The organism is Mesorhizobium sp. M6A.T.Cr.TU.016.01.1.1 (assembly GCF_003952585.1).
GTDB classification, from domain to species: domain Bacteria; phylum Pseudomonadota; class Alphaproteobacteria; order Rhizobiales; family Rhizobiaceae; genus Mesorhizobium; species Mesorhizobium mediterraneum.
Map to the genome: position 1 here is coordinate 4,994,172 of NZ_CP034452.1, position 15,973 is coordinate 5,010,144.

General features: G+C 62.7%; 14 protein-coding genes. All 14 read left to right on the forward strand.

What is annotated here, in order from left to right; genetic code table 11:
• Positions 1-6: 6 nt before the first annotated feature.
• The 14 genes from EJ075_RS24300 to EJ075_RS24365 all read left to right on the forward strand — a co-directional run bounded on the left by EJ075_RS24300 (position 7) and on the right by EJ075_RS24365 (position 15,943).
• Complete coding sequence (locus tag EJ075_RS24300) at positions 7-609, forward strand: NADH-quinone oxidoreductase subunit C (RefSeq protein WP_126107439.1); 603 nt, start codon at positions 7-9, stop codon at positions 607-609.
• The gene (locus EJ075_RS24305) at positions 610-1,800 is read left to right on the forward strand and encodes an NADH-quinone oxidoreductase subunit D (protein WP_126106059.1); all 1,191 of its coding nucleotides are present in this window, start codon (positions 610-612) and stop codon (positions 1,798-1,800) included.
• The gene (locus EJ075_RS24310) at positions 1,801-3,099 is read left to right on the forward strand and encodes an NADH-quinone oxidoreductase subunit E (RefSeq protein WP_126106060.1); all 1,299 of its coding nucleotides are present in this window, start codon (positions 1,801-1,803) and stop codon (positions 3,097-3,099) included. It begins immediately after the preceding gene.
• A gap of 10 nt (positions 3,100-3,109) precedes the next feature.
• Positions 3,110-4,414: an NADH-quinone oxidoreductase subunit NuoF gene (gene nuoF, locus EJ075_RS24315; RefSeq protein ID WP_126106061.1), complete on the forward strand. Its 1,305-nt coding sequence runs from the start codon at positions 3,110-3,112 to the stop codon at positions 4,412-4,414.
• A gap of 200 nt (positions 4,415-4,614) precedes the next feature.
• Positions 4,615-5,316, forward strand: a complete 702-nt coding sequence (locus EJ075_RS24320) for an NADH-ubiquinone dehydrogenase (protein WP_095483439.1) — start codon at positions 4,615-4,617, stop codon at positions 5,314-5,316.
• A gap of 74 nt (positions 5,317-5,390) precedes the next feature.
• Complete coding sequence (nuoG, locus tag EJ075_RS24325; RefSeq protein WP_126106062.1) at positions 5,391-7,472, forward strand: NADH-quinone oxidoreductase subunit NuoG; 2,082 nt, start codon at positions 5,391-5,393, stop codon at positions 7,470-7,472.
• A 2-nt stretch (positions 7,473-7,474) separates the two neighbouring features.
• A complete protein-coding gene (gene nuoH / locus EJ075_RS24330; protein WP_095483491.1) occupies positions 7,475-8,518 on the forward strand; it encodes an NADH-quinone oxidoreductase subunit NuoH in 1,044 nt (347 codons plus the stop codon).
• Entirely contained in the window at positions 8,518-9,009 is a 492-nt protein-coding gene (gene nuoI, locus EJ075_RS24335) for an NADH-quinone oxidoreductase subunit NuoI (RefSeq protein ID WP_095483441.1), read from the forward strand. The genes nuoH and nuoI overlap by 1 nt, the downstream gene beginning before the upstream one ends.
• Before the next feature lie 232 nt (positions 9,010-9,241).
• Positions 9,242-9,862 (forward strand): NADH-quinone oxidoreductase subunit J, encoded by a 621-nt coding sequence (locus EJ075_RS24340; RefSeq protein WP_095483442.1) that lies wholly within the window; start codon positions 9,242-9,244, stop codon positions 9,860-9,862.
• A 1-nt stretch (position 9,863) separates the two neighbouring features.
• Entirely contained in the window at positions 9,864-10,172 is a 309-nt protein-coding gene (gene nuoK / locus EJ075_RS24345; RefSeq protein WP_095483443.1) for an NADH-quinone oxidoreductase subunit NuoK, read from the forward strand.
• An 11-nt stretch (positions 10,173-10,183) separates the two neighbouring features.
• Positions 10,184-12,157: an NADH-quinone oxidoreductase subunit L gene (nuoL, locus tag EJ075_RS24350; protein WP_126106063.1), complete on the forward strand. Its 1,974-nt coding sequence runs from the start codon at positions 10,184-10,186 to the stop codon at positions 12,155-12,157.
• Positions 12,157-13,662: an NADH-quinone oxidoreductase subunit M gene (locus tag EJ075_RS24355; protein ID WP_126106064.1), complete on the forward strand. Its 1,506-nt coding sequence runs from the start codon at positions 12,157-12,159 to the stop codon at positions 13,660-13,662. The genes nuoL and EJ075_RS24355 overlap by 1 nt, the downstream gene beginning before the upstream one ends.
• 18 nt (positions 13,663-13,680) lie before the next feature.
• Positions 13,681-15,117 carry an NADH-quinone oxidoreductase subunit NuoN gene (gene nuoN, locus EJ075_RS24360; RefSeq protein ID WP_095483446.1) on the forward strand — a complete coding sequence of 479 codons (1,437 nt, stop codon included), beginning with the start codon at positions 13,681-13,683 and terminating at the stop codon, positions 15,115-15,117.
• 4 nt (positions 15,118-15,121) lie between these two features.
• Positions 15,122-15,943 carry a biotin--[acetyl-CoA-carboxylase] ligase gene (locus EJ075_RS24365; RefSeq protein ID WP_126106065.1) on the forward strand — a complete coding sequence of 274 codons (822 nt, stop codon included), beginning with the start codon at positions 15,122-15,124 and terminating at the stop codon, positions 15,941-15,943.
• The last annotated feature ends 30 nt before the right edge of the window (positions 15,944-15,973 follow it).

Consider the following 15,973-nt stretch of genomic DNA (forward strand, 5'->3'; position numbering starts at 1 on the left):
GGGATGATGAGCCTGTCGTTAAATGAACTCTCGACCTATCTCGGAGAGAAGCTGAGCGGCCGGATCGGCGATGCGGTGTTTGCCTATGGCGAACTCACCATCTCTGTCGAGCCGCACGATCTGATCGAGGTGGTAACCTTCCTGCGCGACGATAAAAACTGTCAGTTCATCTCGATCATCGACGTGTGTGGCGCAGATTATCCGTCGCGGGCTAAGCGCTTCGACGTCGTCTACCACCTGCTGTCGCCGAAGCAGAATATTCGCATCCGCATCAAGGTCCAGGCCGACGAGGAAACTGTGGTGCCGTCGATCACCGGCGTTTATCCCGGCGCCGACTGGTTCGAGCGCGAAACCTACGATCTCTATGGCGTGCTGTTTTCGGGCCATCCCGATCTCAGGCGGATTCTGACCGACTACGGCTTCGAGGGTCATCCGCTGCGCAAGGATTTCCCGCTGACCGGCTTCGTCGAGGTGCGCTATGACGACGAGGCCAAGCGGGTCATCTACGAGCCGGTGGAATTGAAGCAGGAATTCCGCAATTTCGATTTTCTGTCTCCGTGGGAAGGTACGGATTACGTGCTTCCGGGGGATGAGAAGGCAAAGCAGTAAATGGCTGAAACCTCCGTTCGCAACTTCAACATCAATTTCGGCCCGCAACATCCTGCGGCGCATGGCGTTTTGCGCCTCGTGCTGGAGCTCGATGGCGAAGTCGTCGATCGCGTCGATCCGCATATCGGGCTGTTGCATCGCGGCACTGAAAAGCTGATCGAAGCCAAAACCTACCTGCAGGCCGTGCCTTATCTCGACCGGCTCGACTATTGCGCGCCGATGAACCAGGAGCATGCCTTTGCGCTTGCCGCCGAGCGTCTGCTTGGCATCGAGGTGCCGAAGCGCGGCCAGCTGATCCGCGTGCTCTATTGCGAGATCGGCCGCATCATGTCGCACATTCTCAATGTGACGACGCAGGCGATGGATGTCGGCGCGCTGACGCCGCCTCTGTGGGGCTTCGTCGAGCGCGAAAAGCTGATGGTGTTCTATGAGCGGGCCAGCGGCTCGCGCATGCATGCGGCCTATTTCCGGCCCGGCGGCGTCCACCAGGACCTGCCGCAGAAGCTGGTCGAAGATATCGGCAGCTGGATCGATCCGTTCCTGAAATCGCTCGACGATCTCGACGCACTGCTGACCGGCAACCGCATCTTCAAGCAGCGCAATGTCGACATCGGCACCGTTTCGCTGGCCGATGCCTGGGCCTGGGGCTTTTCCGGCGTCATGGTGCGCGGATCCGGCGTCGCCTGGGATCTGCGCAAGTCGCAGCCCTATGAATGCTATGCCGAGATGGATTTTGACATTCCGATCGGCAAGAACGGCGACTGCTACGATCGTTACCTCGTGCGCATGGAAGAGATGCGCCAGTCGGCGAAAATCATGCGCCAGTGCGTCGACTTGCTGCTCGGCAAGGAAGGCGCAGGGCCGGTGTCGAACCTCGACGGCAAGGTGGTGCCGCCGAAGCGTGCGGCGATGAAGCGCTCGATGGAAGCGCTGATCCATCACTTCAAGCTCTACACCGAAGGCTATCGGGTGCCGGCGGGCGAGGTCTATGCGGCGGTCGAAGCGCCGAAGGGCGAGTTCGGCGTCTATCTCGTCTCGGACGGCACCAACAAGCCCTATCGCTGCAAGCTGCGCGCGCCCGGCTTCGCGCATCTGCAAGCCATGGACTTTTTGTGCCGTGGCCACATGCTGGCCGACGTCACCGCCGTCCTCGGCTCCCTCGACATCGTGTTTGGTGAGGTCGATCGATAAATGTCAGTCCGCCGTCTCGCAGAAGCCAGCCTCCAGCCAGCCTCCTTTGCCTTCAACCGGGCGAATGCGGCAGCGGCGAAGCAATGGATCAAGAAGTATCCGAAGGGCCGCGAGCAGTCGGCGATCATCCCCTTGCTGATGCTGGCGCAGGAGCAGGAAGGCTGGGTGACCAAGGCGGCGATCGAGACGATCTCCGATATGCTCGATATGCCCTATATCCGTGGGCTCGAAGTCGCGACTTTCTATACGCAGTATCAGCTCAATCCGGTCGGCACCCGCGCGCATATCCAGGTCTGCGGCACCACGCCCTGCATGCTGCGCGGCTCGGAAGCGCTGATGGACGTGTGCCGCTCGAAAATCCATCACGACCAGTTCCACACCAACGACAAGGGCACGCTGTCGTGGGAAGAGGTCGAATGCCTCGGCGCCTGCGTCAACGCGCCGATGGTGATGATTTTCAAGGACACGTTCGAGGACCTGACGCCGGAGCGGCTTGCCGAGATCATCGATCTCTACGACGCCGGCAAGGGCGCCTCGGTGGCGCCGGGGCCGCAGAACGGCCGCATCACCTCAGAGCCGATCAGCGGTCTGACGACGCTGAAGAACGAAAAGGCAATCCTGAAGACGACCCGCGACAGGGAAGCCAAGGCGGCGGCCAAGGCCGCGCAAGGTGCAGCGTCGACTGCCGCCGCGGTGCCGGCTCCGGTCGCGCAGGCACTGGCTGCCCCCGTTGCGCCATCGAAAGCCAGCAAGCCGAAGACCGATGCGCCTGAAACCAGCCCGGCGCTGAGATCGCCTTCGCCGACAAAGGTCGCACCAGAGACGGAAAAGGCGGCGAGCGTCGCCGCACCGCGGCATTCGGCGGCCAACGCCAACAAGGCCGCGCCGGAGGTCGAAAAGGTTTCGAAACAGCGTAGCGGTCCCATAATCAAGGCTGAACCAGCCGCCGCTTTCAAGGCGCCCGAAGCCAAGGGCGCACAGCTCGGCGCAGCCGCCAAGCTGACCAAGCCTTCGCTCGAGGACAAGAACCGTCCGGCCGGCATCGCAAAGCCGGCACTGGTCGACGACCTCAAGCTGATCTCGGGGATCGGCCCGAAGATCGAAGGCATCCTGCATTCGCTTGGCATCTTCACTTATGCGCAAGTCGCATCCTGGAAAAAGGCCGAGCGTGAATGGGTCGACGGCTATCTCAGCTTTCACGGCCGCATAGACCGCGAAGACTGGGTCAAGCAGGCCAAGGCGCTCGCCAAGGGCGGGGTCGCCGAATATATCCGCGTCTTCGGCAAGAAGCCGGTCTGAGGAACGAACAATGCTTCAGGACAGAGACCGCATTTTCAACAACATCTACGGCCGTTTCGACAAGTCGCTGGCCGGCGCGATGGCGCGCGGCGCCTGGGACAACACGCCAGGCATCATCGCCAAGGGGCGCGACTGGATCGTAAACGAGATGAAGGCATCAGGCTTGCGCGGTCGCGGCGGCGCCGGCTTCCCGACCGGGCTGAAATGGTCGTTCATGCCTAAGCAGAGCGACGGCCGGCCGAGCTATCTTGTCGTCAATGCCGACGAATCCGAGCCCGGCACCTGCAAGGACCGCGATATATTGCGCCATGACCCGCACACGCTGGTCGAGGGCTGCCTGATCGCCGGCTTCGCCATGGGCGCGGTCGCCGCCTACATCTATGTGCGCGGCGAGTTCATCCGCGAGCGCGAGGCGCTGCAGCGCGCCATCGACGAGGCCTATGAGGCCAAGCTGATCGGCAAGAACAACACGTCCGGCTACGACTTCGACATCTACATGCACCATGGCGCCGGCGCCTATATCTGCGGCGAGGAAACGGCGCTGCTCGAAAGCCTCGAAGGCAAGAAGGGCCAGCCGCGGCTGAAGCCGCCATTCCCGGCCAATGTCGGCCTCTATGGCTGCCCGACGACGGTCAACAATGTCGAGTCCATCGCGGTGGCGCCGACCATCCTGCGCCGCGGTGCGGCCTGGTTCTCGTCCTTCGGGCGGCCCAACAATGTCGGCACAAAGCTGTTCTGCATCTCCGGCCACGTCAGCAATCCGTGCACCGTCGAAGAGGCGATGTCGATCCCGTTCCGCGAGCTGATCGAGACGCATTGCGGCGGCATTCGCGGCGGCTGGGACAATCTGCTGGCGGTCATTCCGGGCGGCGCTTCGGTGCCGCTGGTGCCGGCGGAGCAGATCATCGACGCGCCGATGGATTTCGATGCGCTGCGCGACCTGAAATCGGGCCTTGGCACGGCGGCTGTCATCGTCATGGACAAATCGACCGATATCGTGAAGGCGATCGCGCGGCTTTCCTACTTCTACAAGCACGAGAGCTGCGGCCAGTGCACGCCGTGCCGCGAAGGCACCGGCTGGATGTGGCGGGTGATGGAGCGGCTGGTGCGCGGCGAGGCGCAGAAGCGTGAGATCGACATGCTGCTCGACGTGACCAAGCAGGTCGAGGGCCATACGATCTGCGCGCTGGGCGATGCGGCGGCGTGGCCGATCCAGGGCCTGATGCGGCATTTCCGCGGCGAGGTGGAGCGGCGTATCGACGAGTTTTCGCGCAATGCGCACCGGGCAGAGCCGGTGATGGTGGCTGCGGAATAGAGAAGTTCGAAATACGGGCAAGTGCCCGATTTGAAATACGGGCAAGCGCCCGATTTGAAATACGGGCGAATGCCCGATTTGAAATACGGGCAAACGCCCGATTTGAAATACGGGCAAACGCCCGATTTGAAATACGGGCGAATGCCCGATTTGAGGAAACAGGCTCGGGGCAAACGGAAGAAACGACTAGGAGATCACCAATGTCGCTGCATTCGAGACCCGATCATTTGATGCCAGATTTGGACCCGTTCGAGAAGATGAACCAGGACCTGACCAGGATGATGCCGAAGGAGATGGCGAGCGCCGTCAATCTCCTGGCGCACCCTGTCGCGGGTGCGGCAGCGATGTCGGCGCTCGGCTTCGGCCTTGCCAATCATGCCTTTGGGGTGTGGATGGGCGCGCTCTCGGGTGCCGCCGAGGCCTCGCAGCGCCTCTTCCAACCGATCGTCGACGATTTCGAGGCCAGGGTCGAACGCTTTTCAGAGACAGGGACGAACTCTTCGACCAAGGCGCGCGCGGCGACGAAAACCTTGATCGCCGAGGCGCAGTCCTTCGCCAGGGACGTAACCGATATAGCGGCAACTGCCACAGGCGATGCGCCGAACGTGGCGGATGCGAGCACCGTTGCGGGTGCCGCGCCAACCGGGTTGATGCCGGAGGATTTCAAGCAGCCCAAGGCCATGGATCGTCCGGCAAATCCGGCCGATCTCAAGGCGATATCGGGCATCGGGCCGAAGCTGGAGAAGGTGCTGAACGGCTTGGGCATCTGGACATATGGCCAGATCGCGGCATGGACGCCGGAAGAGATCGCCTGGGTCGACGATTATCTGTCGTTCAACGGCCGCATCGATCGCGACGACTGGCTTGGCCAGGCGGCGGCGCTGGCCGAGGCCAAACATTGAATTCAATACCGCGCGCGGTTTCGGCTGCGCCCGGAAAGAAAGATTGCGGAACGTCCGCAGGGGTTTGAGACGACATGGCAAAGCTCAAGGTCGACGGGAAAGAGATTACTGTACCCGACCATTACACGCTGCTGCAGGCGGCCGAGGACGCTGGCGCGGAAGTGCCGCGCTTCTGCTTCCATGAGCGGCTGTCGATCGCCGGCAATTGCCGCATGTGCCTGATCGAGGTGAAGGGCGGGCCGCCCAAGCCGCAGGCGTCCTGCGCCATGGGCGTGCGCGACCTGCGCCCCGGACCGAATGGCGAAACGCCGGAAATCTTCACCAACACGCCGATGGTCAAGAAGGCCAGGGAAGGCGTGATGGAATTCCTGCTGATCAACCATCCGCTGGATTGCCCGATCTGCGACCAGGGCGGCGAGTGCGACCTGCAAGACCAGGCGATGGCGTTCGGCGTCGATTCCTCGCGCTATCACGAGAACAAGCGGGCGGTCGAAGACAAATATATCGGGCCGCTGGTCAAGACGATCATGAACCGCTGCATCCATTGCACGCGCTGCGTCCGCTTCACCACGGAGATAGCCGGCATTTCCGAGCTCGGCCTGATCGGCCGCGGCGAGGACGCGGAGATCACCACCTATCTCGAAAGCGCGATGACCTCGGAACTGCAGGGCAACGTCATCGACCTTTGCCCGGTCGGTGCGCTGACCTCCAAACCCTACGCCTTCCAGGCGCGGCCATGGGAGCTGACCAAGACCGAATCCATCGATGTGATGGATGCCGTCGGCTCGGCGATCCGCGTCGATTCCAGAGGCCGCGAGGTGATGCGCATCCTGCCGCGCACCAACGAGGCTGTGAACGAGGAGTGGATTTCCGACAAGACCCGCTTCATCTGGGACGGCCTGCGCACCCAGCGCCTCGACCGGCCATACGTACGCAAGGACGGCAAGCTGACCCCGGCAAGCTGGGCCGAGGCTTTCTCCGCGATCAAGGAAGCGGTGTCGAACGCAACGCCCGACAAGATCGGCGCCGTTGCAGGCGATCTCGCCGCCGTCGAGGAGATCTATGCGCTGAAGCTGCTGATGGCCTCGCTCGGCTCGAAGAACACCGACTGCCGCCAGGATGGCGCGGCGCTCGATCCGTCGCTCGGCCGGGCAAGCTATATCTTCAACCCGACCATCGAAGGCATCGAGCAGGCCGACGCGGTGCTGATCATCGGCGCCAATCCGCGCTTCGAGGCGTCCTTGCTCAACGCCCGCATCCGCAAGCGCTGGCGGGTTGGCAACCTGCCGGTCGGCGTCATCGGCGATGTCGGCGACACGCGCTACGACTACGAGCAGCTCGGCGCCGGGCCGGAATCGCTGAAGGATCTGGCCGACGGCAATGGCAAGTTCTTCCAGGTGCTGAAGAAAGCGACGCACCCGCTGATCATAGTCGGCCAAGGCGCGCTGGCGCGCTCGGATGGCGCGGCCGTGCTCGGCCAGGCGGCCAAGCTTGCCATCGCCGTCAATGCCTCGAGAGCCGACTGGAACGGCTTTGCGGTGCTGCACACTGCGGCGGGCCGGGTCGGCGGTCTCGATGTCGGTTTCGTGCCGGGCGAGGGCGGCAAGAACGTTGCTGGCATGCTGGGCGACACGGACGTGCTGTTCCTGCTCGGCGCCGACGAGATCGACATGGCCAAGACCGGCGGCGCCTTCGTCGTCTATATCGGCACGCATGGCGACCAGGGCGCGCACCGCGCCGACGTCATCCTGCCGGGCGCCGCCTATACCGAAAAGTCGGGCACCTACGTCAACACCGAGGGCCGCGTGCAGCAGACCAACCGTGCCGGCTTCGCGCCAGGCGATGCGCGCGAGGACTGGGCGATCCTGCGGGCGCTGTCGGATGTGCTGGGCAAGAAGCTGCCGTTCGATTCGCTGCCGCAGCTTCGCGCAAAACTCTATTCTGAATACCCGCATCTCGCCCGCATCGACCAAGTCGCGGCCGGCAACGCCGATGATATCGCCGGGGTGGCGAAGCTCGGCGGGCGGCTGAACAAGGGTACCTTCACCTCGCCGGTCAAGGATTTCTACTTGACCAACCCGATCGCGCGGGCTTCCGCCGTGATGGCGGAATGCTCGGCGCTGGCGAAAAACGGCTTCAGGCAGGCGGCGGAATAAGCATGGACACCTTCTTCTCCTTCTACGTGCTGCCGGCGCTGATCATCCTGTTGAAGTCGGTCGTGCTGATCGTCGTGCTGTTGATCTTCGTCGCCTACATCCTGTACGCGGACCGCAAGATCTGGGCGGCGGTGCAGTTGCGCCGCGGCCCGAACGTCGTCGGCCCATGGGGCACGCTGCAGGCTTTCGCCGACCTGCTGAAGTTCGTGTTCAAGGAGCCGGTGATTCCGTCCGGCGCCAACAAGGGCGTTTTTCTCCTGGCGCCGCTGGTGTCGGCGGTGCTGGCGATCTCGGCCTGGGCTGTCATTCCGGTCAACGAGGGCTGGGCGATCGCCAACGTCAATGTCGGCATCCTCTATGTCTTCGCCATCTCCTCGCTCGAGGTCTATGGCGTGATCATGGGCGGCTGGGCGTCCAACTCGAAATATCCGTTCCTCGGCGCGCTGCGCTCGGCGGCACAGATGGTGTCCTACGAAGTCTCGATCGGCTTTGTCATCGTCACCGTGCTGCTTTGCGTCGGCTCGCTCAACCTGTCCGATATCGTGCTGTCGCAGCAGGATGGGCTGGGGACGCGGGTTGGCCTGCCCAACACCTTCCTTGACTGGCATTGGCTGTCGCTGTTCCCGATGTTCGTCATCTTCTTCATCTCGGCGCTGGCCGAGACGAACCGTCCGCCCTTCGACCTTGTGGAAGCCGAATCGGAACTCGTCGCCGGCCATATGGTCGAATATTCGTCGACGCCGTTCCTGCTGTTCTTCCTCGGCGAATATGTCGCCATCGTGCTGATGTGCGCGCTGGCCACCATCCTGTTCCTCGGCGGCTGGCTGCCGCCCTTCGACTTCGCTCCCTTCACCTGGGTGCCGGGTCTGATCTGGTTCGTGCTCAAGGTCTGCCTGGTGTTCTTCATGATCTCGATGGTGAAGGCCTTCGTGCCGCGCTACCGCTACGACCAGCTGATGCGGCTTGGCTGGAAGGTCTTCCTACCGATCTCGCTGGCGATGGTGGTGATTGTCGCCGCGTTCCTCAAGATCACGGGGTTTGCGTGATGTCCGCTCTAGCCCAAGCCGCAAAGTCGCTGCTCCTGCAGGATTTCGTCAGCGCCTTCTTCCTGTCGATGCGCCAGTTCTTCGCGCCGAAGGAGACGATCAACTATCCGCACGAGAAGGGGCCGGTGAGCCCGCGCTTCCGCGGCGAGCATGCGCTGCGCCGCTATCCGAACGGCGAGGAACGCTGCATCGCTTGCAAATTGTGCGAGGCGATCTGCCCGGCGCAGGCCATCACCATCGAGGCCGGCCCGCGCCGCAATGACGGCACGCGCCGCACCGTGCGCTACGACATCGATATGGTGAAGTGCATCTATTGCGGCTTCTGCCAGGAGGCCTGCCCGGTCGACGCCATTGTCGAAGGGCCGAATTTCGAATTCGCGACCGAGACGCGCGAGGAACTTTATTACGACAAGGATAAGCTGCTGGCCAATGGCGACCGCTGGGAGCGCGAACTGGCGCGCAACCTCTCGCTGGATGCGCCGTACCGCTGACATTTGACGCATGGACGGGGCGAGCGGCCTCGTTCAGAGGATGATCCCGAAAAGTTGCAGACTTTTCGGACAAGATCATCCTCCGGAATTGAAAGTGTCGCATGTTTTCTTTCGATCCGGGTCTTTCAACCCGATCGAAACATGCGATAGGAACACGAAACTTGCGACCGGAGGCGGTGGCAAACATCGAACAGGACGAACGTCCTGTTTGGACAGAAACCCGGGGGAACCCATGCTGAACGGACTAGAGGCGGCCTTTTTCTACCTCTTCGCCTTTGTCGCGGTGGCGTCGGCGTTCATGGTCATTTCGGCGCGCAATCCCGTGCATTCGGTGCTGTTCCTGATCCTGACCTTCTTCAACGCCGCCGGCCTGTTCATGCTGACCGGCGCCGAGTTCCTGGCGATGATCCTGCTCGTCGTCTATGTCGGCGCGGTCATGGTGCTGTTCCTGTTCGTCGTCATGATGCTCGACGTCGATTTCGCCGAAATGAAGGAAGGCGCCCTGCAATACGCGCCGATCGGCGCGCTGGTCGGGCTGATCCTGGCGGCGGAGCTGATCGTCGTGCTCGGCGGCTATACGTTCGCGCCGCAGCTGGCCGCGACGGTCTCAAAGCCCATTCCGGACCTTGCCGCGCGCTCGAACACGGCAGCGCTCGGCGACATCCTCTATACCGACTACCTCTATTACTTCCAAATTGCGGGCCTCATACTGCTGGTCGCCATGATCGGCGCCATCGTGCTGACGCTGCGCCATAAACCGGGCGTCAAGCGGCAGTCGATCGCTGCCCAGGTCGGCCGCACGCCGGCGACTGGAATGGAAATCCGCAAGGTCAAGACGGGCGAAGGAATCTGAGATGACCGTCGGCATCGCACACTTTCTGACCGTATCGGCAATCCTGTTCACGCTCGGCGTGTTCGGCATTTTCCTCAACCGCAGGAACATCATCGTCATCCTGATGTCGATCGAGTTGATCTTGCTCGCGGTCAACATCAATTTCGTCGCCTTCTCGGCAGCGCTCGGCGATCTCGTCGGACAGGTATTCGCGTTGTTCGTGCTGACGGTCGCAGCGGCTGAAGCCGCGATCGGCCTCGCCATTCTCGTCGTCTTCTTCCGCAACCGCGGTTCGATCGCGGTCGAAGACGTGAACATGATGAAGGGTTGACGGAAACCACCATGTATCAGGCCATCGTCTTCCTTCCGCTGCTCGGCTTCCTGATCGTCGGCCTGTTCGGCACGTCGCTCGGCGCCAAGGCGTCCGAATACATCACCTCCGGCTTCCTGGTGATATCAGCCGTGCTGTCGTGGGTCGCCTTCTTCTCGGTCGGCTTCGGCGAGGGCGAGGTATTCACCGTGCCGGTGATGCGCTGGATCCAGTCGGGCGGGTTAGAGGCCGCATGGGCGCTCAGGATCGACACGCTGACGGTGGTGATGCTGGTCGTGGTCAACACGGTGTCGGCGCTGGTCCACATCTACTCGATCGGCTACATGCATCACGACCCGAACCGGCCGCGCTTCTTCGCCTATCTGTCGCTGTTTACCTTCGCCATGCTGATGCTGGTAACGGCCGACAACCTCGTGCAGATGTTCTTTGGCTGGGAAGGCGTCGGCCTCGCTTCCTACCTGCTGATCGGCTTCTGGTACAAGAAGCCGTCGGCCAATGCCGCCGCGATCAAGGCCTTCGTCGTCAATCGCATCGGCGATTTCGGCTTTGCGCTCGGCATCTTCGGCGTGTTCGTGCTGTTCGGCTCGGTCAATCTCGGCACCATCTTCGCCAATGCGGCGACGTTCATTCCGGCCGAAGGCGCCCCGCAAGGTGCTGCCGTGCTGACCTTCCTCGGCTATGCGCTCGACAAGCAGGCTGCGATGACCGTCGTCTGCCTGCTTTTGTTCATGGGTGCCATGGGCAAGTCGGCACAGGTGCCGTTGCACACCTGGCTGCCGGACGCCATGGAGGGCCCGACGCCGGTCTCGGCACTCATCCATGCCGCCACCATGGTGACGGCCGGCGTGTTCATGCTGGCGCGGCTGTCGCCGCTGTTCGAACTGTCGCATTCGGCGCTGATCGTGGTCACCTTCATCGGTGCCTTCACCGCCTTCTTCGCGGCGACCGTCGGCCTCGTCCAGAACGACATCAAGCGCGTCATCGCCTATTCGACCTGCTCACAACTCGGCTACATGTTCGTGGCGCTCGGCGTCGGCGCCTATGGCGCGGCGATCTTCCATCTGTTCACGCATGCCTTCTTCAAGGCGCTGCTGTTCCTCGGCTCGGGCTCGGTGATTCACGCCGTCTCCGACGAGCAGGACATGCGCAGGATGGGCGGGCTCAGGACGCTCATTCCGAAGACCTACTGGATGATGGTGATCGGCACGCTGGCGCTGACCGGCGTCGGCATTCCGGTGACCGTCATCGGCACCGCCGGGTTCTTCTCCAAGGACGCGATCATCGAAAGCGCCTTTGCCGCGCACAATCCGGTCGCCGGCCTTGCCTTCGTGCTGCTGGTCGTCGCCGCCTGCTTCACCAGCTTCTACTCCTGGCGGCTGATCTTCATGACCTTCCACGGCCAGCCGCGGGCAAGCCACGAGGTCATGCACCATGTCCATGAATCGCCGCCGGTCATGCTGGTGCCGCTGTTCATCCTGGCGGCAGGCGCGCTGTTCGCCGGCGTGATCTTCCATGGCGCTTTCATCGGCGAGGGCTATGCCGAGTTCTGGAAGGCGTCGCTGTTCACGCTGCCGGAAAACCACATCCTGCACGACATCCACGAAGTGCCGTTGTGGGTGAAGCTGGCGCCGTTCGTCGCCATGCTGATCGGCTTTGCGGTTGCCTGGCAATTCTACATCCGCGCGCCGGAGATGCCGAAGAACCTGGCGGCGCAGCATCGCGGGCTCTACGCCTTCTTGCTCAACAAGTGGTATTTCGACGAGCTCTACGACTTCCTGTTCGTGCGGCCGGCAAAACGCCTGGGCCACTTCCTGTGGAAGACCGGCGACGGCACCGTCATCGACGGGCTCGGTCCGGACGGCATTTCGGCACGCGTCGTCGACGTCACCAACCGCGTCGTCAAGCTGCAGACCGGCTACCTCTATCACTACGCCTTCGCCATGCTGATCGGCGTTGCCGCACTCGTCACCTGGATGATGCTCTGATGACCGCCTGGCCGATCCTGTCGCTGGTCACCTTCCTGCCGCTGGTTGGTGTGCTGCTCATCCTGTTCGTCCGCGACGACAGCGAAAATGCACGTCGCAACATCCGCGCCATCGCGCTGTTGACGACGACGTTCACCTTCGTGATTTCGCTGTTCATCTGGACCGGCTTCGACAATTCGGAGCCTGGCTTCCAGTTCGTCGAGAAGTTTGCCTGGCTGGATTCCGGCATCTCCTACCATATGGGCGTCGACGGCATTTCCATGCTGTTTGTCATCCTGACCACCTTCCTGATGCCGCTCTGCATCCTGGCTTCGTGGGAATCGATCGAGAAGCGCGTCAAGGCCTACATGATAGCCTTCCTGTTGCTGGAGACGCTGATGATCGGCGTGTTCTGCGCGCTCGACATCGTTTTGTTCTACGTCTTCTTCGAAGCCGGCCTGATCCCGATGTTCATCATCATCGGCGTGTGGGGCGGCAAGCGGCGCGTCTATGCCTCGTTCAAGTTCTTCCTCTACACGCTGGCCGGCTCGGTGCTGATGCTGCTCGCCATCATGGCGATGTTCTTCCAGTCCGGCACCACCGACATTCCGACGCTGCTGACGCACAACTTCCCGGCGACCATGCAGACATGGCTATGGCTTGCCTTCTTCGCATCCTTCGCCGTGAAGATGCCGATGTGGCCGGTGCACACCTGGTTGCCGGACGCCCATGTCGAGGCGCCGACGGCCGGTTCGGTGATCCTGGCCGCCATCCTGCTCAAGATGGGCGGATACGGCTTCCTGCGCTTCTCGCTGCCGATGTTTCCGATCGCCTCGGAGATGTTCGCGCCACTGGTCTTCGCGCTGTCCGTCGTCGCCATCATCTACACCTCGCTGGTGGCGCTGATGCAGGAGGACATGAAGAAGCTGATCGCCTATTCGTCGGTTGCCCATATGGGCTTCGTCACCATGGGCATCTTCGCGATGAACCAGGAAGGCGTCCAGGGGGCGATCTTCCAGATGCTGTCGCACGGCCTGGTCTCCGGCGCGCTGTTCCTCTGCGTCGGCGTCATCTACGACCGCATGCACACGCGCGACATCGACGCCTATGGCGGGCTGGTCAACAACATGCCGAAATACGCCACCGTGTTCATGATCTTTACCATGGCCAATGTCGGCCTGCCCGGCACCAGCGGCTTCGTTGGCGAGTTCCTGACCATGCTCGGCGTGTTCCGGGTCAACACCTGGGTGGCGTTCTTCGCCGCCACCGGCGTCGTCCTGTCGGCGGCCTATGCGCTCTGGCTCTATCGCCGGGTGATCTTCGGCGCGCTGACCAAGGAAAGCTTGAAAAACCTGCTTGACCTGTCGGCGCGCGAAAAGGTGATCATCTATCCGCTGGTCGTGCTGGTCATCTTCTTCGGCGTCTACCCGGCGCCGGTCTTCGACGCGACGGCCGAATCGGTCAAGGCGCTCGTCACCAATGTCACCGCATCCATCAACACCGCGCAGACCGCGGCGGCGAACTGACTGAGAGGTTTGCGAACCATGACGCCGGACCTTCTCTCCAGCCTGTCGCTCTCGACACCAGAGCTGATCCTTGCCATCGGCGCCTTGGCGCTCCTGATGCTCGGCGCCTATTCGCGCGCCAACACCACCACAACGGTGAGCGGCCTTGCCGTCGCCGTCCTGGTGGTTGCCGGCGTCTGGACGATCTTTTCCACCGGGCAGGGCTACGCCTACGGCGAAGCCTTCGTCCAGGATCCCTTCGCCCGCTTCATGAAGGTGCTGGCGCTGATCGGCTCGGCGGTGACACTGGTCATGTCGATGCGCTTCGCCAAGGCGGAGCATTTCGACAAGTTCGAATATCCGGTGCTGATCCTGCTGTGCACGCTCGGCATGATGCTGATGATCTCGGCCAACGGCATGATCGGGCTTTATCTCGGCCTCGAATTGCAATCGCTGGCGATCTATGTGCTGGCGGCAATCAACCGGGACAATCTGCGCTCGACCGAGGCGGGGTTGAAGTATTTCGTCCTCGGCGCGCTGTCGTCGGGCATGCTGCTTTACGGCATCAGCCTCGTCTATGGCTACACCGGCAACACCGGGTTCCAGGAAATCGCCACGGCGTTGGGCGGCGGTGAGCGGCAGCTTGGCCTCGTCTTCGGCCTGGTCTTCGTGCTGGCCGGCCTCGCCTTCAAGATATCGGCGGTGCCGTTCCACATGTGGACGCCCGACGTCTATGAAGGCGCGCCGACGCCGGTGACGGCCTTCCTCGCTGCGGCGCCGAAGATGGCGGCGATGGCGCTGATCGTGCGCGTCACCATGGGCGCGTTCAAGCCGATCGCCGCCGACTGGCAGCAGATTATCGTCTTCATCTCGATCGCCTCGATGGCGCTGGGCGCCTTCGCGGCCATCGGCCAGACCAATATCAAGCGGCTGATGGCCTATTCCTCGATCGGCCATATGGGCTACGCGCTGGTCGGTCTCGCCGCCAACAGCCAGGCCGGCGTGCGCGGCGTCGCCATCTATATGCTGATCTATCTGGTGATGACGCTCGGCACCTTCGCCTTCATCCTCGCCATGCGGCGCAAGGAAGGCAATGTCGAGCAGATCAGCGATCTCGCCGGCCTGTCGTCGACCAATCCGATCATGGCGACGATCCTCACCATCCTGATGTTCTCTCTGGCCGGCATCCCGCCGCTCGCCGGCTTCTGGGGGAAGTGGTACGTGTTCCTCGCCGCCATCAACGCCAACCTCTACGCACTGGCGATCATCGGCGTGCTAGCCTCGGTGGTGGGTGCCTATTATTATCTGCGCATCATCAAGATCATGTGGTTCGACGAACCGGTCGGCGGCTTTGTGCCGATGGCGACCGAGCTTCGCGTCGTGCTCGGCGTCTGCGGCGCCTTCGTGCTGTTCTACGTGCTGATCGGCGGGCCGATCGGCACCTATGCCGAAGCCGCCGCCAAGACATTTTTCTGACGCGATGGCATTTCGGCTGGCTCCAACAGCGGCCTCGGAAGGGTTCCGGCTCGAGGCACATGACACGGTCGGTTCCACCAATGCGCTGGCGCTGGATCGTGCGCGGGCCGGGGACCCGGGAAAGCTCTGGGTCGTTTCAAAAAAACAGGAAAGCGGGCGTGGCCGGCGCGGCCGGGTGTGGGCGACGCCCGAGGGCAATCTTGCGGCGACGCTGCTGGTGGTCACCAATGCCGAGCTTCGTCTCGCTGCGACGCTCGGCTTCGTCGCCGGGCTGGCGCTGGCCGATGCGCTCGATGCCGTCATGCCGAAGGGCAAGATCGCAATCGGCCTCGACGGCGGCAGCGATGGGAAGAACCGTTTCGAGCTCAAATGGCCGAACGATGTGCTCGCCTCCGGCGCCAAGCTTGCCGGCATCCTGCTGGAATCGGCGATACTCGAAGGCGATCGCTTCGCGGTGGCGGTGGGCATCGGCGTCAATGTTGTGGCTTATCCCGAAGATTTGCCTTATCCGGCGACATCGCTCAGCGCGCTGGGTGCTGCTTGCGATGCCGAGACCTTGTTTCTGGCGCTGTCGGATGCCTGGAGCGAGAATGCGCGGCTGTGGAATGAGGGGCGCGGGCTTTCCGCCGTCAGGCAGCGCTGGCTGGCGCGCGCGGCAGGGCTTGGCGGGCAGGTTGCTGTCAGAATTGACGGTAATGTGGTGCGCGGCACGTTCGAGACCATTGACGAGGACTGCCGTTTCGTGATCCGCGACGATGAGGGTTCGGTTCTGACGATCGCCGCCGGCGATGTGCATTTTGGCGCGGTCGCGTCGGCTCAGGTTTGACGGGCCCAAATTAGACGGGCCTGGTTTGAC

Bases quoted from the DNA above. Each gene is read 5' to 3' on its own strand.
- nuoF (WP_126106061.1), top strand. From the start codon at position 3,110: ATGCTTCAGGACAGAGACCGCATTTTCAACAACATCTACGGCCGTTTC.
- nuoI (WP_095483441.1), top strand. From the start codon at position 8,518: ATGTCCGCTCTAGCCCAAGCCGCAAAGTCGCTGCTCCTGCAGGATTTC.
- EJ075_RS24340 (WP_095483442.1), top strand. From the start codon at position 9,242: ATGCTGAACGGACTAGAGGCGGCCTTTTTCTACCTCTTCGCCTTTGTC.
- EJ075_RS24355 (WP_126106064.1), top strand. From the start codon at position 12,157: ATGACCGCCTGGCCGATCCTGTCGCTGGTCACCTTCCTGCCGCTGGTT.
- EJ075_RS24365 (WP_126106065.1), top strand. From the start codon at position 15,122: ATGGCATTTCGGCTGGCTCCAACAGCGGCCTCGGAAGGGTTCCGGCTC.
- EJ075_RS24305 (WP_126106059.1), top strand. From the start codon at position 610: ATGGCTGAAACCTCCGTTCGCAACTTCAACATCAATTTCGGCCCGCAA.
- nuoN (WP_095483446.1), top strand. From the start codon at position 13,681: ATGACGCCGGACCTTCTCTCCAGCCTGTCGCTCTCGACACCAGAGCTG.
- nuoL (WP_126106063.1), top strand. From the start codon at position 10,184: ATGTATCAGGCCATCGTCTTCCTTCCGCTGCTCGGCTTCCTGATCGTC.
- EJ075_RS24320 (WP_095483439.1), top strand. From the start codon at position 4,615: ATGTCGCTGCATTCGAGACCCGATCATTTGATGCCAGATTTGGACCCG.
- nuoH (WP_095483491.1), top strand. From the start codon at position 7,475: ATGGACACCTTCTTCTCCTTCTACGTGCTGCCGGCGCTGATCATCCTG.
- EJ075_RS24310 (WP_126106060.1), top strand. From the start codon at position 1,801: ATGTCAGTCCGCCGTCTCGCAGAAGCCAGCCTCCAGCCAGCCTCCTTT.
- nuoK (WP_095483443.1), top strand. From the start codon at position 9,864: ATGACCGTCGGCATCGCACACTTTCTGACCGTATCGGCAATCCTGTTC.
- nuoG (WP_126106062.1), top strand. From the start codon at position 5,391: ATGGCAAAGCTCAAGGTCGACGGGAAAGAGATTACTGTACCCGACCAT.
- EJ075_RS24300 (WP_126107439.1), top strand. From the start codon at position 7: ATGAGCCTGTCGTTAAATGAACTCTCGACCTATCTCGGAGAGAAGCTG.